The 22,722-nt window shown below is 57.4% G+C and carries 18 protein-coding genes; 14 read left to right on the top strand and 4 right to left on the bottom strand.

The genetic code is table 11. The annotated features are described in order from the left end of the window. Positions 1-18 precede the first annotated feature (18 nt). Positions 19-1,635: an acyl-CoA ligase (AMP-forming), exosortase A system-associated gene (locus tag RFER_RS03480; RefSeq protein ID WP_041790109.1), complete on the bottom strand. Its 1,617-nt coding sequence runs from the start codon at positions 1,633-1,635 to the stop codon at positions 19-21. A 127-nt stretch (positions 1,636-1,762) separates the two neighbouring features. Between RFER_RS03480 and RFER_RS03475 the strand changes: the two genes are divergently transcribed. The 5 genes from RFER_RS03475 (at position 1,763) to RFER_RS03455 (ending at position 6,093) form a co-directional block, all read left to right on the top strand. Next, positions 1,763-2,014: an acyl carrier protein gene (locus RFER_RS03475; RefSeq protein ID WP_011463022.1), complete on the top strand. Its 252-nt coding sequence runs from the start codon at positions 1,763-1,765 to the stop codon at positions 2,012-2,014. A gap of 12 nt (positions 2,015-2,026) precedes the next feature. Next, positions 2,027-2,899 carry a hydrolase 2, exosortase A system-associated gene (locus tag RFER_RS03470; protein ID WP_011463021.1) on the top strand — a complete coding sequence of 291 codons (873 nt, stop codon included), beginning with the start codon at positions 2,027-2,029 and terminating at the stop codon, positions 2,897-2,899. Positions 2,900-2,954: 55 nt separating this feature from the next. Continuing rightward, positions 2,955-3,815: a helix-turn-helix transcriptional regulator gene (locus RFER_RS03465; RefSeq protein ID WP_041790107.1), complete on the top strand. Its 861-nt coding sequence runs from the start codon at positions 2,955-2,957 to the stop codon at positions 3,813-3,815. Positions 3,816-4,208: 393 nt separating this feature from the next. Further along, on the top strand, positions 4,209-4,970 hold the full coding sequence (locus RFER_RS24440; protein ID WP_011463019.1) for a PEP-CTERM sorting domain-containing protein: 762 nt from the start codon (positions 4,209-4,211) through the stop codon (positions 4,968-4,970). Between the two features lie 256 nt (positions 4,971-5,226). Further along, positions 5,227-6,093, top strand: coding sequence for a hydrolase 1, exosortase A system-associated (locus tag RFER_RS03455; RefSeq protein WP_011463018.1), 867 nt, complete (start codon positions 5,227-5,229; stop codon positions 6,091-6,093). Positions 6,094-6,096: 3 nt separating this feature from the next. Here RFER_RS03455 and RFER_RS03450 read toward each other — a convergent pair whose 3' ends face one another. Beyond that, the gene (locus RFER_RS03450) at positions 6,097-6,795 is read right to left on the bottom strand and encodes a hypothetical protein (RefSeq protein ID WP_011463017.1); all 699 of its coding nucleotides are present in this window, start codon (positions 6,793-6,795) and stop codon (positions 6,097-6,099) included. Between the two features lie 176 nt (positions 6,796-6,971). Between RFER_RS03450 and RFER_RS03445 the strand changes: the two genes are divergently transcribed. The 8 genes from RFER_RS03445 (at position 6,972) to RFER_RS03415 (ending at position 16,065) form a co-directional block, all read left to right on the top strand. Beyond that, positions 6,972-7,688: a tetratricopeptide repeat protein gene (locus RFER_RS03445; RefSeq protein ID WP_011463016.1), complete on the top strand. Its 717-nt coding sequence runs from the start codon at positions 6,972-6,974 to the stop codon at positions 7,686-7,688. Between the two features lie 81 nt (positions 7,689-7,769). Next, entirely contained in the window at positions 7,770-9,278 is a 1,509-nt protein-coding gene (locus tag RFER_RS03440) for a lipopolysaccharide biosynthesis protein (RefSeq protein WP_011463015.1), read from the top strand. A gap of 3 nt (positions 9,279-9,281) precedes the next feature. After that, positions 9,282-10,223 carry a WxcM-like domain-containing protein gene (locus tag RFER_RS03435; RefSeq protein ID WP_011463014.1) on the top strand — a complete coding sequence of 314 codons (942 nt, stop codon included), beginning with the start codon at positions 9,282-9,284 and terminating at the stop codon, positions 10,221-10,223. Positions 10,224-10,236: 13 nt separating this feature from the next. Continuing rightward, positions 10,237-11,337: a DegT/DnrJ/EryC1/StrS family aminotransferase gene (locus RFER_RS03430; RefSeq protein ID WP_041791393.1), complete on the top strand. Its 1,101-nt coding sequence runs from the start codon at positions 10,237-10,239 to the stop codon at positions 11,335-11,337. After that, the gene (locus RFER_RS23290) at positions 11,334-11,921 is read left to right on the top strand and encodes an acyltransferase (protein WP_011463012.1); all 588 of its coding nucleotides are present in this window, start codon (positions 11,334-11,336) and stop codon (positions 11,919-11,921) included. The genes RFER_RS03430 and RFER_RS23290 overlap by 4 nt, the downstream gene beginning before the upstream one ends. 68 nt (positions 11,922-11,989) lie before the next feature. Next, positions 11,990-12,967 (top strand): glycosyltransferase family 2 protein, encoded by a 978-nt coding sequence (locus tag RFER_RS03425; RefSeq protein WP_011463011.1) that lies wholly within the window; start codon positions 11,990-11,992, stop codon positions 12,965-12,967. A 19-nt stretch (positions 12,968-12,986) separates the two neighbouring features. After that, the gene (locus RFER_RS03420; RefSeq protein ID WP_166485650.1) at positions 12,987-14,096 is read left to right on the top strand and encodes a glycosyltransferase; all 1,110 of its coding nucleotides are present in this window, start codon (positions 12,987-12,989) and stop codon (positions 14,094-14,096) included. 4 nt (positions 14,097-14,100) lie between these two features. After that, positions 14,101-16,065 carry an acyltransferase family protein gene (locus RFER_RS03415; protein WP_166485649.1) on the top strand — a complete coding sequence of 655 codons (1,965 nt, stop codon included), beginning with the start codon at positions 14,101-14,103 and terminating at the stop codon, positions 16,063-16,065. Positions 16,066-16,094: 29 nt separating this feature from the next. Here the strand turns inward: RFER_RS03415 and RFER_RS03410 are convergent, their stop codons facing one another. Continuing rightward, positions 16,095-17,354 (bottom strand): glycosyltransferase, encoded by a 1,260-nt coding sequence (locus tag RFER_RS03410; protein ID WP_166485648.1) that lies wholly within the window; start codon positions 17,352-17,354, stop codon positions 16,095-16,097. Between the two features lie 251 nt (positions 17,355-17,605). On the opposite strand from RFER_RS03410, the gene RFER_RS03405 reads away from it, so the two are divergent. Next, positions 17,606-19,279 (top strand): asparagine synthetase B family protein, encoded by a 1,674-nt coding sequence (locus RFER_RS03405; RefSeq protein WP_041791390.1) that lies wholly within the window; start codon positions 17,606-17,608, stop codon positions 19,277-19,279. 126 nt (positions 19,280-19,405) lie between these two features. On the opposite strand, the gene RFER_RS03400 is transcribed toward RFER_RS03405, so the two are convergent. Then, complete coding sequence (locus RFER_RS03400; RefSeq protein ID WP_166485647.1) at positions 19,406-22,597, bottom strand: Ig-like domain-containing protein; 3,192 nt, start codon at positions 22,595-22,597, stop codon at positions 19,406-19,408. Positions 22,598-22,722 lie beyond the last annotated feature (125 nt).

The raw sequence follows: 22,722 nt of genomic DNA, 5'->3' as shown, positions 1-22,722 counted from the left end.
CAGGACGGAGCGGTGCACTCAGGCGGCATGCCGCTCAAGCCACTCGGTTGCCAGTAATTTGCGGTCGATCTTGCCATTGGGATTGCGCGGCAGCGGCCCGGCGACGATCTCGATGCCTGCCGGCACCATGTAGGCGGGCATGCGGGCACGGCATTCACTCATCAGGTCATTGAGGCCTCTAGCCCCCGTGCCTACGGCATTAGTAGCTATTACTTGTATAGCTTGGCCCAAGCTGGGGTGATCGACGCCGAAGGCCACGCACTCGCCCACCATTTGGGTCGCGTACAAAATTTCTTCCACCTCGGTGGGACTCACCCGGTAACCCGATGTTTTCATCATCTCATCGCGTCGACCAATGAAATACAAAAAACCCTCGGCGTCTTTGCGCACCGTGTCCCCCGAAAAAACCGCGTATTCAGGCAACTGCAGGCCCGGTTGCCGTCCGGGTGCGTCAGAGGCCAGCAACTTGTAGCGCTCCGCCGTCTTTTCAGTGTCATTCCAGTAACCCATGCCCACCAGCGCACCGCGGTGCACCAGCTCGCCAGGCTCCTCCGGGCTGCAGGCAGACCCGTCTTCACGCAGCACCAGAATTTCAGCATTCGGAATGGCCTTGCCAATCGAGTCCGGGCGGCGGTCTACCTCATCCGGCGGCAGGTAGGTGGAACGGAATGCTTCGGTCAGTCCATACATCAAGAACGGTTTGGCTTGGGGCACGCGCTGGCGCAACAGATTCAGTGTTTCACGTGGCATGCGTCCGCCGGTGTTGGCGAAATAGCGCAAATTCTCATTGATGGCCGCAGGCCAATCCAGTTGCGCCAGCTGGATGTACAGCGGCGGCACGGCAGTCAGCCCGGTCACTTTTTCCCGCTCCATCGCCTTGAGCACATCGCGCGGCATCAGGTAATTGAGCAGCACCACGCGCGCACCGGCGTGAAACGCCGTGGTGAGCTGGCTGAAGCCCGCATCAAACGACAAAGGCAGCGCCGCCAGCAGCACGTCTTCGGGCCTGTTCTCCAGGTACGACGCCACGCTCTTGGCACCCGCCACCATGTTGCGGTGCGACAGCACCACGCCTTTAGGCCTGCCAGTGCTGCCCGAGGTGTAAAGAATGGCCACCATGTCGACGTCAATCACACGGTGCCCGGGCCGGGCCGGGCTGCTGAGCAAGTCACGCCAGGAGACCAAGGCCAACGGGCCTGGCAGGGTGAAGTCGACTGGGGTTGAAGGGACCACAGCATCGGTCACCACCACATGGCGCAGGTCATGGCACTCAGCCAGCATCTCCTTCATCAAGGCCAGACGCTCCGGCGACGTCACCAGCACGCGCACATTGCAGTCGCGCAAAATAAATGCCACCTGCTCCGGTTTCAGCAGCGGGTTGACCGGCACAAACACCGCCCCGGCCGCTGGTGCGCCAAAACTGGCGATGACAGTTTCGAAACGTTTTTCAAGATAAATGGCGACCCGCTCACCACGATCCAGTCCCAGGCCCAACAAGCCAGCGGCAAACTGGCTGACGCTGGTGCTGAGCTCTGCGTAACTTAAATGTGAGGTGCCACTGGTCAGTGCAATCGCCTGCGGCGTGCGCTGGGCCGCGAGGGTTATCAGTTCGGGTAGGAGTGTGGATTCGGTCATAGAAATTAGAGAAAAAATCATGCCAATTGAGAAAAACCATGCAGACACAAGACATCACACAACCCGCACGCGCTTTTGAACCCTAGAATAATCCTGATCGGCGAAATCGCTTCCCAGGGAGATTTAATTGAACATATCACAAGAAGTACTTCGTGTTGTTGACGAAGTTCTAAGTCTGAATGGACGCTCCGCCACCTTCACACGCGACACCCCCTTGCTGGGCGCCATCCCCGAGCTGGATTCCATGGCGGTCGTGACGCTCATCACCACCCTTGAAGAACAGTTTGGCCTGGTGGTGGACGATGACGACATCGATGGCTCAACCTTTGCCACGGTGGGCTCGCTGACTGACTTTGTCAGCAGCAAACTGGCGACTTAACGCGGCCCGTCTGTGCAGCCGGAAGCTTTTTTTCTGCCGGCCTTGGCGGCGCAGACCAGCCAAAGCGACCAACGCTTCTGCCTGTTTTACCCGGCTGACTGTGCCGCGAGTGGCGGTGCAGCCCGCGGCCTGGTGCTGTACATCCACCCCTTTGCCGAAGAGATGAACAAGGCCCGCCACATGGCGGCCTTGCAGGCGCGTGCGCTGGCCCGGGCGGGTTACGCGGTGCTGCAGATGGACCTGCTCGGTTGTGGCGACAGTTCGGGCGATTTTGGCGACGCCAGCTGGCAAAGCTGGGTGAGCGACGTGCTGCAAGGCTGCCATTGGCTGCGCAAGCAAAGCAACACACCTGGCGCGGATTCGGCCCAACTGCCGCTGTGGCTGTGGGGCCTGCGCGCGGGCTGCCTGCTGGCGGTGGAGGCGGCCAGGCAGCTTGGCGCGCCCTGCAACTTTCTGTTCTGGCAGCCGCCCGCCGCCGGCAGGCCGCTGCTGCAACAATTCTTGCGCCTCAAAGTGGCGGGCGACCTGCTGGGCGGCCAGGCCAAAGGCGTCATGGAAAGCATGCGCCAGCACTTGGCCAATGGCTCACCGGTCGAGATTGCGGGCTACCTGCTGTCGCCTGGACTGGCATCTGGCCTGGAGCAAGCGGCCCTGGCGCCACCTGCCGGCCCAGGGCCGACACAGCGACTGGAATGGTTCGAACTGTCCACGCGCGAGGATGCCGGCTTGAGCCCGATCTCGACCAAAACCATCACCCAGTGGCAGCAAGCGGGTTACAGGGTAGGCAGCCACATCGTGCATGGCCCAGCGTTCTGGCAAACCACCGAAATAGAAGATGCTCCGGCCTTGATTACAGCGACCACGGCCGCCGTCAACAACGATTGAAAAAATTGGCACACACTCACTGTGATGCCTAATGAGGGAGCAAAGAAAAGTGCCAATGAAATCGCATCAGCCTGATCGCCATTCACTCGACAAGGTGCCGATGTTGCTGCAATTGGCGGCGCGCCTGCACACAGCGCGCGCCAATCCGGATGTCTGGCGCGAAACCCTGCTGGCCTTTCGGGATTTCACGCCGTGCCATGGCGTGCTCGATCTGGCGAGCGACGCACCACCGCTGGGCCCGGACGATCTGTCGGCGCTGGCGGGGCGCCTGACACACTGCGCCACCTACGGTGATGAATGTGACGGCGACGCGTCGCTCAATCGCGCCGTCTGCGCGGCATTCGCGGTGCACATGCACACTGCGGCGGCGGCGGCCCACAAGACGCTGCAGGCCGGGCTGTTTGATCAGCTGCCGCCCACCTGGATCGTTGACCGCAATGCCCAGGTGCGCGAGGCCAACCCGGCGGCCAAGGCGCTAACCCAGTCTGGCGAGCGCGTCAGCCTGGTGGGTACGCGGCTGGAGCTGGCAGGCGCGGGTGGGGCCCGCGCGCTGCTCAAGGCTCTGGCCAAAACGGGTGCACGCACGCGACTTCCCTGGACCGACGGCAACGGCAAGCGCGTGAGCTTTATGTTGCGGGCGCTGCCAGATGCCACGCACGTCGCCGTCACCGCGCTGCTGGACGCGCCGGACCCGATGGAGCTCGCCTTGGCGTTGGCCGAACAACTGCGATTGACGCCACGCCAAAGCGAACTTGCCGCCCATTTGCTGGCGGACCAGACGCTGGCAGGTGCCGCACGAGCGATGGGCATCTCGCGCCACACGGCCAATGAGCATCTGGCAGCGCTGGAACAGCGCACCGGCGTACCCGATCGCAGAGGCTTGCTGGTCGTCCTGCGCCGCATCGCGCAGCGCTAAGGGCGCGTCCCAGCAGGCCCATTTCGGCCAAACTGTCGGGATTTTTTACACTTGCGCGCCGAAGGTTGGGAAACGTCACCCCCGCATTGTGTCGGGTGTCTCGGCTGGAATCACTTCAAAAACACCGCTGAAGTTGCCTGCATTGGAGATCATGCGTTTCTTGGACTGCCGATTGACGGATTACTGGAATCTGTCACCCGCCAATGTGTGGGGATTGCAGGGCTGACAGGTGCATACCGAGGGCGAGGGTTGGTGACTAAAAAATGGGTGATTTTCACAAGTTAATTCAATAAAAACAATGACTTGCAGATTTTCCTGAATATGTGGCACACATCGTGCAACATTTTGTTACGGTACCCATATTTTTTGGGTAACCCATACCAGGAGACCTCAATGTTTCGATCCTCATGTATTACTGTCGCGCTGCTGACCGCCGCGCTCTCCGGCACCGTCATCGCTGCGCCGATGCTCGTGGATCGGGGTTTGCCGACGGCCAACCTGAACAACACCGCCGGCTCCAACCGCTCCAATGTTGCTTGGGCATTTGCTCCCACCTATGTCGTTGGTGACACGTTTACCAACACAAGCTCGCAGACTTGGTCAATTAGCAGTATTCGGCTGTGGACGGTAGGTCAAACCGATTCGACTGTTCTTCTGGGTGGAGTTAACGGATCAACGATCGGCGTGGCCGCAGGCGCAGGTGTGATATCGACACCGGTCTTTTACGCGGATGGTGTAGGCACAACCACCTACCAAGGCTACTCAGGCGCATTCCGGGACATGTTCCAGGTTGACTTCACGGTCAATATCACATTGCTAGCCGGACAGACCTATGACTTCTTCCTCGATGGGACTGGCGCTGCCGCTGCGGGTCAAGGCACGACCACTCCGTTCGCTCACGCGTCCAACGCGGCATTAAGTGGTTCCACCCAAGACGGGGCGGATGGCTCGATGCTTTACCTGGATGTTCCGGGCGGGGTCGTCGACCCGCTAAGCATAGGGACATGGAATTCAGCCGCGCCAGGCTGGGGGTGGGACAAGTCCTCCGACGTGAACGTGCAGGTCTTCGGCAACGCCATCCCCGAGCCCGCCTCCCTCGCCCTCTTCGGCCTGGCCCTTGCCGGTCTGGCCGTATCGCGTCGCCGCAAGGTCTGAGCTTCGGTCTCGCCGTGAAAAGCCCCGCCATTGCGGGGCTTTTTTCAAAGTGCTCCCTGCGGCGGCGCAAGTCCTCTCTGCGGGGCCCAATCGGTTCCCGGTTCGCCGTGCAAAAAAAGAAAAGGACGTTTGATGCGTCAAGTACGGCTGCCTGACAATCTGCAGTTATCGAATTTGGTGCACAAATAGCCAAAACCCGAATTGGTTCTAACATTCGACATCAATCTCTATAAGGCCGCGCCCTAAATTTTCCGACATGACATACACCGAAGAGACCGCCCTCTTCGCCTGCCAAGGCGACACCTTGCTGGGCATTCTGGCCAAACCAGAAATCCCGGCTCAGACCGGTGTGGTTGTGATTGTGGGCGGCCCGCAGTACCGGGTCGGCAGCCACCGGCAGTTTGTGCTGTTGTCGCGCGCGCTGGCCGCGGCTGGCTACGCGGTGCTGCGCTTTGACTACCGGGGTATGGGTGACAGCGAAGGTCAGCCGCGAAATTTTGAAGCGGTGAGCGCCGATATTGCCGCCGCCATTGACGCGCTGCAACAACGACTGCCCTCCATCAAACAAGTGGTGCTTTGGGGCCTGTGCGACGGCGCCTCGGCCGCCCTGCTCTACTGCCATGAAACCCGTGACCCACGCGTCAGTGGCCTGTGCCTGCTGAACCCGTGGGTGCGCTCCGAGACCAGCCTGGCGCGCACCCAGGTCAAGCACTACTACACCCAGAGATTGAGGCAAAAAGAGTTTTGGACCAAGCTGCTTCGCGGGCGGGTGGCATTGAAAGCCCTGCCTGGTCTGGTGCAAAATATTCGAATCGCTTTTACGGGTGCGCGGCGTTCTGGGGCAACGACATCTCTATTGCCCTTTCAGCATCGCATGGCTGCCGCTTGGGATGCCTTCAATGGCAGTATTTTTTTACTGCTGAGTGGCGACGACTACACGGCCAAAGAATTTCTGGAGCACGCGAGCACGGACGCCGCCTGGACAAACACGTTAACGCATCCGCGTTTGGTTCGTCACGAGTTGCAGGATGCGGACCACACATTTTCCAGCCTGACCTCTCGCACCAAGGCAGAAGAATTAACACTTGAAAAAGGTCTGCAACAACCCGGCCAGAGAGCCTGAACCTCAAGACTCTGGTGCCCCTTTCGGGCCTATGTGCAATTTTGGACGTCCCCCGAAAGCCATGAAGGGGCGTTGGCTGGACAACATCCATTGAAACTGCCCCAGCCGCAAAAACAGTGCGCGCCCACAGTCTTGCGCCCCCAAACTCCGGTGCGATGCAATAGAGCGCTGATTAAACGCATTGATTCGGCTCACGGTATAACGTATGCCTTGCGGCTTGAGCAACGCATCAAAAGCATCCCATTGCTTGGCAAAGAGGAAACCCAGACGCTCCGACTCGGCCACAAAAACATCAAAATCCCAGACACAGCGCCCGTCCGGCGGCAGCAAATAATCGACACGTACTTCATCTTCAACGTAAGCACCGCGAATGAACCAGATGCAGCCAACCAGCACGTCATTTTTGGTCGCAACCAGGCACTGGGCGCCCTGGACAAAGCGTTGGTTTATCACCGCCCTTGGACGATCCAAGCGATTCAAAACAGGATCTGGGGCTTGTAGCAGCCGAAATGTGAATGACTTGCCGCGCGTCGGCGGCAGGCGCGGCTGAGCGGCCAAAGGTTGAGCGACGAAGAGGTAATAGTAAAGACCGCATGTGCTGCTGATTCGACGCAAAAGCCGATCCAACAAATACAAAAATGCGGTTGAGGCGCCCAATTCGCGAACCAAAAAATGCAAGCGTTGCCAAACGGAGAGCATCATTGTTTAACGAGTTCCTTGACGATTATCACTTTGGCAGTTTGCTTACATCAGTAGGCTATGGTAGCTTGAAAGCTTGTATATCCAGGGTTCAGGGCGCTGCCTTTTGAGCGGCGGTCAACTGGCCGCTATAAATTTGTGAGGCGGTTATATTGTTCAACCAAGGGGAGCCATCTCTGATGCACTTCAATTCCAGTCATAGATTCGTCTGCCAGTTGGTCGGCTTGTTGATATCGCTCTTTGCCACTGTGCCGGGGCACGCCCAAACAGGCGATTCGGCTTGCGGCTCTCTCGCCAACGGGTATGGTCCCTACGATTACCGTACCGACAAGCCCAAATTGGGTATCGTTGAGCGCTATCACTTCACGCCTGAGGTCGAAACACTGATCCGGGGCAGTACCAACGTCCTTCCGGGACCCGACCTTGACTACACCCTGCGGGCCTCTCCCAATCACCATCGAGCGTTGATGTCCATGATGCGTTACGGTGAAAAAATGAAATCTCCGCAACCGCAAGGCACTGGCTACTCGGTGGAGTGTTATTTTGAACGCGCCGTGCGGTTTCGCCCCGATGACACGATTGCAAGAATGCTCTACGCCACGTTTCTCTCCAAAAACGCACGCACGCCAGAAGCCATTCGGCAACTCGAGTTGGCCACTGTGGCGGCCGCAGACAATGGTTTTTCGCACTACAACATAGGCTTGGTCTATTTTGACCTTAAGAAGTACGACAAAGCCCTGCTTCAGGCTCACAAAGCCATTTCGCTTGGATTTCCCAAAACGGATTTGCGTGACCAATTGCAGCACGTTGGCAAATGGGCGGAACCAAGCAATGAATCAACTGATAGCGCAAACCCGACCGCAAATGGCCCCACACCCGAGGCAAGCCAACAATAAAGAACATCCTTCAAGTCATCTCAGATCCATGGATGATGTCTTCGACAGACTTTCCAGAATCAAACCTCTGGCTCGCGTTCCATGACCACTAACCACGCCACCGGCCGCCAGATTGCCAAGGGCGCAGCCTGGATGATGAGCTTCAAGCTGCTCGACAAGAGCGTTGGCCTGATCAGCACGCTGGTGCTGGCACGGGTACTCACACCGGCGGACTTCGGGCTGGTTGCCATGGCCACGGCTGTAGTGGCGATGCTGGAGTTGATGGGCGCGTTCGGGTTTGAATCTGCACTCATCCAGCGCCAGAACACTGAACGCAGCCATTTTGACACCGCATGGACCTTCAATGTGATATTCGGCGTTGCCATATCAATCATGCTGCTGGTCATGGCGGTGCCAGCGGCGGGTTTTTACCGGGAGCCCCGGCTTGAACTGATGCTGCCAGCGTTGGCCATCGGCGCCTTGGTCGGCGGCTTTGAGAACATCGGCACGGTCGCATTCCGCAAGGAGCTTGACTTTCGAAAGGAGTTCAAATTCTTGCTGGCCAAGCGACTGGCAGCCTCTGCCGTCACCATCACCCTGGCCCTGACCTTACGGAGTTTTTGGGCGCTAATTGGTGGCATGGTATGCGGCAAACTGATGGCAGTTTTCATCAGCTACCGGCTGCACCCCTACCGGCCGCGACTTAGTCTGGCGGCGCATGGCGATCTACTGCACTTCTCCAAGTGGATTTTCATCTCAAACCTGATTCAGTTCTTGCACAGCCGTTCGACCGACTTCGTTTTGGGCCGCACGGTGGGCAGCCATGGCCTAGGGGTTTACAACATCGCCAGCGAAATTGCGGCCATGCCCTCCACCGAACTGATTGCGCCGCTGAACCGTGCGGTCTACCCTGCCTACGCGCGGCTTGCTGGGGCACGCAACGAGCTGTGGGAGCGCTTTCTGGAGGTGTTTGGCATTATCAGCTTGCTAGCGTTTCCGGTTGCGGTGGGTCTGTATTGCTTGTCCGATCTGGTGGTCAGCCTGTTGCTAGGCACGCAGTGGCGCGAGGCAGTGCCCATCATGCAAATCATCGGATTGTGCGGCTTGATCGGCGCGCTGCAGAGCAATATGTACCTGGTCATTCTTGCCATGGGTCAGCCCAAGGCCAACACGCTGCTGTCGGCAAGCCTGCTGCTGGTGTCTTTGCCAGCTGTGGTTTATGCCAGCCTGCAATACGGAGCGCTTGGCGCAGCCTATGCACATTTTGCGACCGCGTTGCTGGGCTTTGTCGGCATCGTGATGGTCTTCGCCCGGGTCACAGGTCTACCCAAACGAAAATTGTTTGAGGTGATGTGGCGGCCCTTATTGGCATCCGGCGCAATGGCATTAGCCTTGCGCGGTGCGGTCGCACTGCAGCACGCCAAGTGGCCAGACGTTCAGCCAATCATGCAGCTATTCGCGCTGCTGCCCGTTGGTGCATTCAGCTATGTTGTCGCTGTTTTGACGACATGGATTCTGGCCCGACGACCGGCCAGTGCCGAGCAAATGTTGCTGAAAGTCCTGCGCGGGAAAATTTTGACCATCCTCCACCCTCAACTCAACTCCCTTTAGACTATGTCTGCTTACTTCAAACACTCCCATGCCTTGGTAGAGACTGATAATATCGGCGCCGGCACCAGGATTTGGGCTTTTGCACATATTTTACCGGGCGCTCGGATCGGCTCGGGCTGCAATATTTGTGACGGTGTTTTTATAGAAAACGACGTTGTCGTTGGCGATGATGTCACTATCAAGTGCGGTGTGCAGTTGTGGGACGGGATCACCATTGAAAGTGGCGTTTTCATCGGCCCCAATGTCACCTTCACCAATGACAATTTCCCGCGTAGCAAGCAATACCTGAAAGCACCAGAACGCACTTTGGTACAGGCCCACTCCTCGATTGGCGCCAATGCAACGATCTTGCCGGGTGTAACAGTGGCGCCAGGCGCGATGATCGGCGCTGGTTCAGTGGTGACACGCTCCGTGCCGCCGAATGCAATTGTGCAAGGTAACCCTGCGCGAATTGTTGGTTACACCAATACCAAGGCGCAAGGAAGTACTGAGCCGCAACTATTCAAAGATGAACGCAAACCACCGTATTCCGACAGGACCGCAGCGCGGGGAGTAACGGTTCACAAATTCCCTCTGATTCCCGATATACGTGGCAGCCTCACGGTGGGAGAATTTGGTCAGCATATACCTTTCGTGCCAAAGCGCTACTTCCTGGTGTTTGATGTGCCAAGCAAAGAAACGCGCGGCGAGCATGCGCATCGCACTTGCCATCAATTCCTGATTTGCATCCGAGGTAGTTGCTCGGTACTGGCAGATGATGGTTTAAATCGCACTGAAGTGCATTTGGATTCACCCGACAAAGGCATTTACTTGCCGCCAATGATATGGGGCGTGCAATACAAATACTCAGAAGACGCTGTACTGCTGGTGTTTGCCTCGCATAATTACGATGCAGCCGACTACATTCGAAGTTATTCGGAGTTCCTTGAAGAAGTAAACCAATAGAGCAATGCACAAGATGAATATTCCTTTCCTCGATTTGAAAGCGACCTACCTCGAACTTAAACCCGAAATTGACGCTGCGATCAAGCGCGTTCTTGACTCAGGTTGGTACATCCTGGGCGAAGAAGTGAATGCCTTCGAGCAGGAGTATGCGGCCTACTGTGAAGCGAAGCATTGTGTTGGGTTGGCGAACGGTCTGGATGCCCTGCATTTGGCACTCTCAGCCCTGGGAGTGGGTTCTGGTGATGAAGTTATCGTGCCAAGCAACACCTATATCGCCACTTGGCTCGCGGTAAGCCACTGCGGTGCGACACCGATCCCGGTTGAGCCGGATCCCGCAACCTACAATCTTGATCCAATGCGCATAGAAGCAGCGATTACGCCGCGCACCAAGGTCATATTGCCTGTTCATCTGTATGGCCAACCAGCGGATATGACGCCAATTTTGGCGATTGCGCGCAAGCATGGTTTAAAAGTGCTCGAAGATGGCGCTCAGGGGCACGGCGCACGCTACAAAGGCAAACGACTGGGTGCGCATGGCGACGTGGTGACGTGGAGTTTTTACCCCGGCAAGAATCTCGGTGCATTTGGTGATGGTGGCGCGATCACTACCAACGATGAGGAAATCGCCGAGCGAATCCGTGTATTGCGTAACTATGGTTCGCGGGTGAAATACGTCAATGAAGTGCGCGGCTTCAATAGTCGTCTCGATCCCATGCAAGCCGCTGTCTTGCGCGTCAAACTCACCGTGCTGGACACATGGAATGCTAGACGGGCAGAGATTGCGAGCCGCTATCAGAAAGGGCTGGCCAATATCGGACTCACTTTGCCTTTCGTGCCTGAATGGTCGGAACCGGCATGGCACTTGTATGTCGTGCAGCACCCGCAACGCGATGCCCTGCAAAAGAAATTGGGTGAAATAGGCATTGGAACGTTGATCCATTACCCCATTCCCCCTCATCTGCAGCGCGCATATGCAGCAGCTGGTTATGCTAAAGGTCAATTCCCGATTGCGGAACAGATGGCTAATCAATTGCTAAGCATCCCCATGGGGCCGCACCTCGAACCAGAGGATGTAGAAAAAGTAATTTCTACCTTTTGCAAGATTGAGCAATGAAAAATAGAATAAGCAGTCTTGTGTTCATAATATTGCAGCGGATTCGCACAAAATTCTATGATGCATTATCAACCGGTCATTCGAAAGGGCGTGTTACGAAAATTCAGCCTGTTCTCATATTAGGAGACGGGAATATAGAATTTGAGAAAAATGTGAAACTTGGTTATTTTCCGTCACCATTTTTCTTCAATGGCTATATCCATATTGAAGCCAGAGGCAAGATTTCATCTATCCGCTTCGGAGAAGCCACTCATGTAAACAACAATTTTGTGGCGATTGCTGACCACTCATCCATAACAATTGGAAAAAGATGTTTTATCGGTACGAATGTTGAAATCTATGATTCGGATTTTCATGGCATCAAAATATCAGACAGACGGACATCAAATCCTGACAGGGCCAGACCGGTTGTCATTGGTGATGACGTGTTTATTGGCTCAAATGTAAAAATTATGAAAGGCGTGAAAATAGGTGTTGGATCGGTAGTTGCAAACGGCTCCATTGTTGTTGGTGAAATACCGCCCGGAGTGATTGCTGGCGGTAATCCCGCAAGAGTGCTGAAAGCCATTTCAACTTCGGCTTGAGGCGCTGGTGCACTTCAGGCTCCACATACAGGTAGGGGAATGTTGTTCAAACAAACAGAGGCACGGTTATGCCCGTCGATCACGCCAACTTAGCACACATCCCCAATCCCGCAGTCACCGTCATTGCACTGTGTTTCACCCATGCGCGATTTCTTCATGAATGCCTGAACAGCATCGCAGCACAAACGCTGCAGGACTTTCAATTGATCGTCACAGACGATTGTTCCAAGGACAACTCGGCTGACCTCATACAAGCCTGGCTATCGACGCACAGGCCGGATGCCATCTTCATCCGTCATACTCAGAACGCGGGGCTTTGCAAGACACTCAATGAGGCGCTGTTGCACGCCCGCGGCGAGTTCATCAGCATGATTGCCACCGACGACATGTGGGAGTCCAACAAAATTGAACGTCAACTGGAACTGATGCGCCGACAAAGCGCCAATGTGGCGGTCATTTATGCCGATGCTTCATGCATGGACGAGGCAGGCCAGCGGCAGGAGAAGGACTTCATCGAAGCGCACACGCCAGACTGCACTCGCCCTTCGGGTCGCGTGTTCGCAGAGCTTGCCAATCGCAACTTCATACCCGCGATGGCCACACTGATCCGGCGCCAGGCGCTAATTGACGTTGGTGGCTACGACGAACGACTCACTTACGAAGATTACGATATGTGGCTGCGCTTGGCAGCCCGGTATGAATTTGTCTACTGCCCTGCAACCCTTGCACGCTACCGAATCGTGGCCACGTCACTGGTGCGCACTGTGTTCTTCAAACCGACGGCTCAGCACCACCTCACGTTGTGCCTGATTTGCCAGAAATGGCTGGACAGCGGGCTGTTGAGCACTGTTCAACACAAGGCCTGGACCGAGCGCCTGTGGAGTTCGGCTTACGGACTCTATCAACTGGGCGATGCCCGCAGCAAAGTCTGGCTGTGGCAGGCAGTGCGCTATACCCGAAGGCCACGAACGCTATTGCTGGCTCTGGCGTGTTCGCTGGGTGTTTCAAGACAATTGGCCAAGCGTCTGACGGGCACGGCCGAATGAGGCAGCGTCACAAATGACCATGCGGGTCAAGATCGGTTTCGTGCTGCTCTCCAGCGCACAAAACCCGATCCCCAGCACGCGTATCGCCGTGCTGAATATGTTCCCGTTTCTGCGCGCGGCGGAGTTTGATCCCCACATCGTCTTTGAGCCTATACAGAATACTGAGACACCAGAAGTATCCGGTCTGGCAGCAAGACTGCAGGCTGACGGCTTCCAAATCGTCTATTTTCAAAAAGTGCACGGCGACAGCGTCGTGGCGCTTGCACATGAGTTACATGCGAAAGGGATCAAGACGGTGTTTGGCATCTGTGATGTTGTTGAACCTGACATGGTCGATGCGACCGACGTCACCGTCACCGTCACCGACTATTTGAAAAGTCTTTATCCCACCCCGCTTCACGCCAAGATAGTTGTCGTTCACGACGGCATTGAGCGACCCGCACTGCATAAGACCGACTGGGGATCGCACAGTGGATCGCACGCGCACCCATTGCGGGCGGTGCTGGTCACCTCGGTGGGGCTTGACCGGCTGCCGGTGCTAATAAGCCCGCCAAGCTGGCTTCAGCTCACTATTGTTGGCCGCTACCCGGCCGCGGACCATCTGCTGCAGCGCTTGCGCCAGGCGCACTGGCAACTCGCAGACCAAGCGGGCTGGCATGAAAAGATACGCTATTTGCGTTTTTTGACAACCCCCGGCATCAAACGCGTGGCGTGGGATGCCACAGGTGTTTACGCTGCCATGCAGCAGGCCGATATTGGCATCATCCCCATAGAAACCGATACCGCCCAAGGCGCGCTGGCGAGTTGGCAAGTGAAGTCCGAGAATCGGCTGACTCTAAAGATGGCCATGGGTCTGCCCGTCATCGCCACGCCAATTCCCGCGTACGAGCCGGTCATTCGCCAAGGAGAAAATGGCTTTCTGGCACACAACAAGCCCGAGTGGCTGAGCTATCTTTCGGCGTTGCGCGACCCCTCCCTGCGCCGTAGCGTCGGCCAACAAGCCCGACAGACTGCACTGGCCGCATATTCAATGGAGCGCCAGGCAGAGAAGCTAATCGCCGTGCTGCGCGGCCTGATCGGACGGCCAAATCCGCTAGCCCCGCCACGCGGCAACACCATCGATGAGTGACACGTTGAAACTTCCCCGCCTTGACATCCAGGCCCTTCGCGGGCTCGCGGTGCTGATGGTGGTGCTGTATCACACAAAGATTGGCATGCTGGAATCGGGCTACCTGGGTGTTGACGTTTTCTTTGTCATATCTGGCTTCCTCATCACAACGCTGGTTGCCAACGGGATTCATCGCAAGACGTTTCGCTTGTCTGAGTTCTATTTCAGGCGAGCCAAGCGTCTATTGCCTGCGGCCTACGTCGCCTTTCTTGTTACGGCGCTCTGTGCGCCCTGGTTTCTTAACCAGCAGGAGTTGCGAGATTTTGCAACCCAAGTAGCGGGTGCTATGACATTCACAGGCAACATCGTGCTCTGGCAGCAAACCGGCTACTTCGAAGGGGCTGGTGATTTAAAGCCACTGCTGCATGTTTGGTCGCTCTCAATTGAAGAACAATACTATTTTTTGCTCCCTGCCACGTTGTTGCTCACGCGGCCAAAGCGCTGGCTCTGGGGGGCGATAGCCATCGTGCTAATCAGCCTTGGCCTATGCGTTGTAGGAGGTATTTTTAAGCCCATTGCAACCTTCTATTTGCTACCAACACGCGCCTGGGAACTGTTGATTGGCTCAGTTGGAGCATTGTGGTTGCTACGCCCGCAAGATGACCAACATCGAATCATCAACAGGCTGGTGCGTTTGCTATTTGTGCCATCGGTGCTGTGCCTGCTGGTCCTGCCTTTTCTACCCTCTGTGGGCGTGCATCCTGGTCTTAATGCATTGCTCGTCTGCGTGGCAACGCTTGTTGTTATTTTGCGAAATAGCCAAGAACTCAATACGGCATGGCCCACCCGCTTAATGGCGCGCATCGGCGACTTTTCGTATTCACTGTACCTGGTGCATTGGCCCATCATTGCCTTCATGAAAAATGCCTGGCTTGGCAACAACCCCGAGCTGCCACTTCAACTGCGGTTGTTGACCCTGGTGCTGTCATTTGGTCTTGCCTACACACTCTATCGTCTGGTGGAAGACCCCATTAGAAAGCAAAATTTCGAATTCTCAGCGCCACTCATCGCGGGGGTAACTCTTTCATCCGCACTGCTCATTGCAATGACGCCGTTCTATATCCTCCAAACCAAGTCTGAGCAGATCACCTTGGGTGATGCCCGTGCAATTAACCCGGGGTTCTCAGTGAGCTGTGATTACGAAGCCACTTTTACCCCGAAAAGCGAATGCAAAAACAAAAAAAATCCGGGCTTACTTGTTTGGGGGGACTCCTACGCAATGCACTTGATACCTGGCTTGGTTCAACAATGGAGCAATGGAGTGATGCAGGCCACCATGAGTGGCTGTGGACCCTTTCTTGGGCTAGCGCCACGCAGAAAAATCAATGGGGAACTTGATAGTCGAGATCAAGCATGGGCAGAGCGATGCATTGGTTTTAACCAATCAGTTATTGATTTTCTGCGCACGTCTCCTTCTATTACAACCGTAGTTCTGTCAAGTCCATTTGCCGCCTACTTTGATACAGCTTATGAACATGTTTTTCTGGATGGAAAGTCATTTGTTTCGCGACCTGTTGACACCTCTTCGGCAATAGCAGGTCTACGCGCCACGGTCGAAAATTTGCGGGTGATTGGGAAGAAAGTGGTGCTGATAGCCCCGCCGCCCTCATCGGGATTCGACATTGGCGCCTGCTTGGAGCGGCAGCTGAGCGGAAAAGTGATTCTTGGCAGACTCAATGGTTGCGTGATAGACAAAGCCGAATATCAATTCAAGCGCGCTGACGTGCTTATTTTTTTGAACGCAATAACGTCTGCCGCTGACCTGTCAGTAATTCGCTTTGATCCATGGCTATGCAAAGAACGCACCTGCGACACACTGCTGGACGGCACGATGATTTATCGCGACGCAGGACATCTGTCAGTAGCGGGATCGAAAATGCTGGCTGATCGCATGCAGTTGGGCAAACTAATTCGCGAGCAAGCGAAATGAACCTTTGTTTCTCGTGGCTGGCAATACGACTACTTGTCTACATCGTTCAAAAATCGCACCAGTAATTCAGAACGCCCTCGGCGCGACGCGAGTTGCACGGCGGCAGGGTCCGGTAATTTAGCTTTATCTGCCCGCACTGCAGCCGCAAACACCGGCAGCACCCTGGCAATCTCATCGGCCGAATCAAGGCGCGCCATGTCATTGAGCCCCGCTCCGCGTAGCACACCAGCCGTGTCACCGTCGGGGTCAGTCAGCCCCAGAATGGGTTTCCCAGCACGCAGGTACTCGTATATCTTGGCCGGAATCTGCGCATTGCAGTTGCTGGCCTGCATGACCAGCAGGGCATCGACGGCCATCATTTCTGCCAGCGCCTCGCGGTATGGAGTTGCTGGGCACAGCTCGATGTAGTCCTGCGCACCATAAGCCAGTGCCAGACTGTGCAACAAGTCATCGTGCACTGATGCGCGAAAGCGGATATGCAACTCATTCGGGCCCAGCGCACCCGCTTTTTGCAAGCGGCCAAGCGCCACAAACAATTGGGTTGGATCGCGCTCGGACGGGTAAACAATGCCGCTGTGCAGCATGACCAGCGGGCGTGGGGTAGACGACGTTGTACTGCCTTCGCTTGACGATACCTGGGGCTGCAGCGCAGCAGACGCAAAGCTTTCTTCGTCATAGCCGTTTTCCAGCACCATCATGCGGCCGGCCGCGGCCGGGTAGCGCTGCTGGTAGACCCGTGCCGCACCAGGCGTGGTGAACACGCAGTAGCGCGCCAGCGCTGCTGCGTCAGCCTCTATCGCCAAGTAGCGCTGCCAAGTGCGCGGGTCGGCCGGGTAGCCTTCTTGCGCCATGGGATCGCGGAAATCCGCAACCCACGGAATACCTGTCTTACGGTGCAGTGCCGAGGCAATCACATGTGCTGTGGCGATGGGGTAGGTGGACCAGATCACATCCGGCTTGAACTCTTCAATCAGCTTGAGCCCCTGGCGGATGGCGTCAAACTTCCAGCTGATCCAGCGGTCGGGTCGCGCCATCCAGCCCAGATAGCGTCCCGCAATTTGCAGGTGACGGGCGGTGTCCAGTGCAAAGGCCCGGCGCACGACGGTGCCGGCGGGCACGTCGGCCAGCAGATCGTCACTTGTTTTTTCATAAGCGCTGGGGTGGGCGCTAAGCACCAGCGGTTGCCATCCCAGTGACGGCAAATGCTGTACAAACCGCAACGTTCGTTGTATGCCACTACTGCCCGCCAGCGGCGGGAAGTGGTAGGCAATCATCAGGATTCGCTTCAAGTGGATTCCGGTCGTTGTTGCGGTGCTGGCTCGCCCGCTTGGATGTGATCGCAATCATAAATGCGAAAGATCAAGTGCCCAGCGAATTCGAGACAACCGAGGCGACTGATTGCGCAAGTTGACAATTTGTTCGCCTGTTCTTGATGATTCTCATATTCGGCGCACCGTGAAACCGGATGCAGTTGCGCATAATCGATAGACAACACAAAGAACAGCGAATCTCGCTGACCACGATCAACTGTCACCCTCAAATGGCTGCAACCGATATTTCATTTGCCTCCGGCTCCCCCAAATTCGCAGATACACGCTTGACCGAATTGGCGCGGACCGCCGGCGCCGTAGCGGCCTGGCGCGAGGCAATTGCTAAAAATGGCCCTGACGCCGCTCTGGGGACTTCTGGCGAATTTGCCGTGGGGCTACGTTTGCCCGATGGCGGCACCTTTCTGGCGGTGGACCGCTTTTCCATCTGCACCCTGTGCTACAGGGTGGACAACGGGCAACTGCGCTTTGCCGCGCGCGCCGATGAATTGGCTGACGCCAGTGCCGAGATTGACCCGCAGGCGATTTTTGATTACCTTTACTTTCACGTCATCCCGTCGCCACGCACGATCTACAAAGGCATTTACAGGTTACCGCCGGCGCACTATGCGCTGTTTGAAAACGGCCAGCTCAAGGTCGCACCGTATTGGGTGCCCAGCTTTGCAGAGCAACGCAGCCCCTCGTTTGACGCGCTCAAGGACGAGTTCAGGCAGCTGCTGCAGGACTCGGTCGCGACCCAGCTCGACGGCAGCAAACCAGCCTGCTTTTTGAGCGGTGGCACCGACAGCTCCACGGTGGCCGGCATGATTGCCCTGGCCAGCGGCAGGGTGGCGGCCACTTATTCGATTGGCTTTGACGCGCAGGGCTATGACGAGATGGAATATGCCCGTCTCGCGTCCAGACACTTCAAGACCGAGCACCATGAGTACTATGTCACGCCCGATGACCTGGTGCGCAGCATCCCGGCGGTGGCAGCCCATTACGACCAGCCCTTTGGCAATTCGTCTGCCCTGCCCGCCTACTACTGCGCCAGGATGGCGCGTGAAGACGGCGTGACCAAGTTGCTGGCTGGCGATGGCGGCGATGAACTGTTTGGCGGCAACTCCCGCTATGCCAAGCAGCGGGTGTTTGGCTGGTACAACCATGTTCCAGGCTTCCTTCAAAGAGGTCTGATGGAACCGCTGCTGGGCACCCGTGCCGCGGCGACCTTCGCCCTGACCCGCAAGGCTGGCAGCTACGTGGAGCAGGCTCGCGCGCCCATGCCCGACCGACTGCAGATGTACAACCTGATCATGCGACTGGGTGCCGACGACGTGCTAACGCCACAACTCATGGCACAAATTGACACCGTAGCGCCGCTGCAACTGGAGCGCGCGGTATGGCAGATGCCACAGAACTGCAGCCATTTGAATAGAGAGCTGGCCTATGACTGGCGCTTTACCCTCGCCGAGAGTGACTTGCCCAAAGTGCTGGGCGCTACCGGCTGTGCCGGGGTGGGCGTAGGTTTTCCTATGCTCGACGAGCGGCTGCTGGCGTTTTCGCTCAGGCTGCCAACCGCGTACAAGCTCAAGGGCCTGCAACTGCGCTGGTTCTTCAAGGAGGCGCTGCGCGGCTTTCTGCCCGACGAGATCATCACCAAGAAGAAGCAGGGCTTCGGCTTGCCGTTTGGCGTATGGGCCAACACCGACCCGGCCCTCAAGGCGCTGGCTACCGACTCGCTGCACAGCTTGGCGCGCCGCGGCGTGGTGCGCGCCGATTTTGTCCAGACCCTGCTGACGCAACACCTGCCCGAGCACCCGGGCTACTTTGGCGAGATGGTGTGGATCCTGATGATGCTGGAGCAGTGGCTTGCGACCAAGGCGCCGCAGTTCAGCCTTGCCGATTGAAATTGCTATTATTTAGATAGCATACTATGCAGATAAGACGGGGGCTGAGTGGCTAAAATGCTTGGGAGTCTGACTTTACCCGTGATCCCGGACTTGCGTGCGGTTCGCCCGCACGCGACTCTCCCATCAGTTGTAGGTGATTACCAGTTTCGGGCGCAGTGTCGGCGTGCCAGAGAATTCACTTGAGTAGATCCACTTGAGCCCGCTGGTGTAGCCACTCACGCCCTTGAGACGCCAGCCGTAGTTGGCAAGCGTCGGGGCCAGGCTCATTGCCTGCACGCTTGCAGTCACGTCGAAGTTGATCCAACCCGGGTTGAAGTCTGTAGATGCAGAAGCATCCGGCGTAGCAGAAATATCCGTACCCAGACCGTTGGCACCTACTGTGGACCAGGCCAGCCCCGGCTGGCGCAGATTCCAGGTGGCGCTGCTCTCCGACCAGTCCAACAACACGCGGTGCACGGAATAAACCATGTTGTAAGACGAGTACTTGTACAACGACAAGGTCGCTGAGGTAATGTTCGTGCCGTTCGGAACAGGGCCGCCTTCAGACTGGAAGATCGCAAAGCGCATCAGCGACGAGTAGTTGCTGAACTGATCCCGGAGATTGCTCGCTGCTCCGAAGTTCAACGTCGAGTGATACGCAGACAGATAGGTGTCGGCGACGGTGAACGGACTCGCGCCGCGTTGCAGGGTGATCGACCCAGCGCCGCCCGAGGCAGGCGAGACGGTCATGGACACCACCACCGAGGTGGCGCTGGCGCCTTGATCGTCGGTGGCAACTGCGTAGAGTGCACTGGTGCCCAAGGGGGGCGAGGCCCACACCAGCGTGAACGGCGCGACGGTAGATTCACCCAGTTTGATGGCGTTGGCGTAAAACTCGACGCGTATCACGGCGCCGTCGCTGTCTGCGGCCGAAGCTTCAAGGGTGACCGGCGTGCCAAAAGGAAAGATGGCGCCAGGGGTGGGGCGTACAAGGTTGACGGTAGGAGGATTGTTGAGCGGGGCCACCGGAGTCACCGTGACTGTAACCTCGGCCGAGGTCTTGGTGCCCCCCGCATCGTCGGTGGCCACTGCCGTGAGCGTATGCGCGCCCACTGTGGCGCCAGACCACACCATGCCGTAGGGCGCGGCCAGACTTTCACCGATCTTGTAGCTGTCGGCGAAGAACTCGACCTTGGCAACACTGCCGTCGACGTCAGTCGCAGTGGCCGACACCGCGATGCTCGCCCCCACTGTGACGCTTGCGCCATTAACGGGTGCGGTGATCGACACTGACGGTGGCAGGTTGCTGCCTCCGGCGGGGTTCACCCAGCCGTGCGGCTTATAAACCCAGATATTGCCCTGCACCGCATCGGCCAGGCCCATGAAGACATCCAGGTTTGGCACGTACTTCCATTTGCCCAAAATGCCGGTGCCAAGACTTTCGGTCGGCACTGCGCTTGGCGGCAATGAAGCCTTGACAATAGTCCAGCCCGTGGCAACCGGCGTTGGCGGTGGCGTCACGGCCCAGACGCGACCATCACCACACCAGAGCTTGAAATCTTTGCGAACGGGGTCAAACTCCAGACCACAATTGCGCATCTGGATCTCACCGCTTGACAGCAGTGTCGGAAATTCGCCAGTTGGGTCGACAGGTGTGATCATTTTGTCCAGGTTGCCCGGATTGGAATTTGACAGGTCCCAAAAGATGAATGGCGTCTTCAGATGCGTCGACAGGAATATCTTGCGCAGCGGGTCGTAGCCGCAGGTGCTCTGTCCACCGGAGCCGCCGTAGTAATACCTATTGACCTGCTTCCAGACATCGGCGGCGGGATTGGCCAAGTCGTTTATTTCATAGCGGTACAGGCGGCTGGCCGTGCGCAAATAGACCACATCACGGCCGTCCTCCACGGCATAGCCTGTGCACCCGTCGGACAGGGTTTCGACAGGAGGTGCTGATGACGCCGACGCATTCAGCCACGACTCGCGGTTTGACCACATATTGCCGCCCACAATTTCGGGGTACGGTGCCACGCGTTTCACATGCGACCCGGTGCTGCCGCCTACCCTGTCGGCGTTCGCGCGGCTTGGGTCAAAAAGGTAGGGCCCGGTGATGCGCGCTGTTGTTGCGGTGTCCTGGGTAATGTAAGGTCCGCCATTGGGGTCGGCGGCGCCGCCCAGCACCAGCATGCGATCCAGAATCGGAAGGAAGATGGTGTTGTCATAAGTGTGAGCGGACGCCGGCGCTTTGTCGACACCGTCAATCGCATTCCAGTAGCCCAGAGGGGTTTGGACCATCTCGCTTGGGAGCGATGCACGCTCCCACCTCTGTGTGCTGGCGCGCCACAAGTAGACATCGTTGCCACGGTAATTGGCATGGCCGCCACCATAAAGTAGCAGCGCAGCACGGTTGGAATCCCAGGCAAAACTGCTCCACGCGAGAATCAGGCGGGAGGGATCAGGGTTGCTTTTGGACAACAAAGGGCGCAGGTCGGCGGGGGTCCAGACGGATGAGAAAGCGTTCAGGTTGACCCGACGCCATTCCCCTTCGGCCATGCCGGCCACAATGGCGAGCAAGTTGGAAACGTCCGGCGCGCCGGACGGCGTGACAGCCGATTGGCGGCGCGCACTGGGGACCTCAAGCGGACGTGGGAACAAACCCTGCACAGTACTGGCGGTGCCCGCCGACTCTCCGATGTAGAGGGTCATCGTCTGTGACGCCAACTGACGCGTGGCATCCTGCGAGCGCACGGTGAAGGTGAACTCGCCCGCCTGCGCCGGGCGGCCGGTGATGTCGCCAGTGGCCCCATCCAGTGCCAAACCCGGAGGTAAGTCGCCATCCACAATCGCATAGCTGTAAGGCGGCATACCACCCGCCATACCGAGTTGCGCGGTATACGGCTCATCCTTCAGGCCGACCGGCAACTTGTCGAACGCAAACACCATAACGGGGGCCAGTCGCCCGACGTATTGCAGGCGCGTTGCATCCACGTACAAGGGCGCACCGCTTGCGTTCCGCAGCACCACAGCCCCGGGAATCGACGGATCAAACGGATATGTGCCAACCGATTGCCATGAGCCGCCACCGCTGCGCTGGCTCCGGGAAATTGTGTTTTTGCCGCCGTGGTATTCGACCGTGATATCTGCAATACCGGCATCCGCCAGATTCTGCGGCCACCAGACGAACACTTCATACTGACCTGCCTGCGGCACCTGCAACGCAAAGCGCGCGCCCGCTGCACCATTGCTGCGCAAGACCTGCGGGCTCTTTGCCAAGTAGCCGGGCACCTGATCAAAACTGCCCTCGGTCACGAGTCCCGGGCTTGTCGTGTCAATCACCAAATTGACCAGAGTCTGCTGCAGGCTGGACGGAGCCGATGAAGACTTATCTGGGGTATCGGTGCCTCCACCGCAGGCCGGCAAACCAGCCAACGCTGCAAGCGTAAGCCAATAGCCTATGCACC

Source organism: Rhodoferax ferrireducens T118 (assembly GCF_000013605.1).
GTDB lineage: Bacteria > Pseudomonadota > Gammaproteobacteria > Burkholderiales > Burkholderiaceae_C > Rhodoferax > Rhodoferax ferrireducens.
Note: the sequence above shows the minus strand (reverse complement) of the source record. Positions and strands in the feature narration are given on the sequence as shown.

What these genes read in the sequence shown, in the direction of transcription:
- RFER_RS03465 (WP_041790107.1), top strand. Translation starts at nt 2,955, where the DNA reads ATGAAATCGCATCAGCCTGATCGCCATTCACTCGACAAGGTGCCGATG.
- RFER_RS03450 (WP_011463017.1), bottom strand. Translation starts at nt 6,795, where the DNA reads ATGATGCTCTCCGTTTGGCAACGCTTGCATTTTTTGGTTCGCGAATTG.
- RFER_RS03405 (WP_041791390.1), top strand. Translation starts at nt 17,606, where the DNA reads ATGGCTGCAACCGATATTTCATTTGCCTCCGGCTCCCCCAAATTCGCA.
- RFER_RS23290 (WP_011463012.1), top strand. Translation starts at nt 11,334, where the DNA reads ATGAAAAATAGAATAAGCAGTCTTGTGTTCATAATATTGCAGCGGATT.
- RFER_RS03425 (WP_011463011.1), top strand. Translation starts at nt 11,990, where the DNA reads ATGCCCGTCGATCACGCCAACTTAGCACACATCCCCAATCCCGCAGTC.
- RFER_RS03440 (WP_011463015.1), top strand. Translation starts at nt 7,770, where the DNA reads ATGACCACTAACCACGCCACCGGCCGCCAGATTGCCAAGGGCGCAGCC.
- RFER_RS03480 (WP_041790109.1), bottom strand. Translation starts at nt 1,635, where the DNA reads ATGACCGAATCCACACTCCTACCCGAACTGATAACCCTCGCGGCCCAG.
- RFER_RS03420 (WP_166485650.1), top strand. Translation starts at nt 12,987, where the DNA reads ATGCGGGTCAAGATCGGTTTCGTGCTGCTCTCCAGCGCACAAAACCCG.
- RFER_RS03445 (WP_011463016.1), top strand. Translation starts at nt 6,972, where the DNA reads ATGCACTTCAATTCCAGTCATAGATTCGTCTGCCAGTTGGTCGGCTTG.
- RFER_RS03435 (WP_011463014.1), top strand. Translation starts at nt 9,282, where the DNA reads ATGTCTGCTTACTTCAAACACTCCCATGCCTTGGTAGAGACTGATAAT.
- RFER_RS24440 (WP_011463019.1), top strand. Translation starts at nt 4,209, where the DNA reads ATGTTTCGATCCTCATGTATTACTGTCGCGCTGCTGACCGCCGCGCTC.
- RFER_RS03455 (WP_011463018.1), top strand. Translation starts at nt 5,227, where the DNA reads ATGACATACACCGAAGAGACCGCCCTCTTCGCCTGCCAAGGCGACACC.
- RFER_RS03430 (WP_041791393.1), top strand. Translation starts at nt 10,237, where the DNA reads ATGAATATTCCTTTCCTCGATTTGAAAGCGACCTACCTCGAACTTAAA.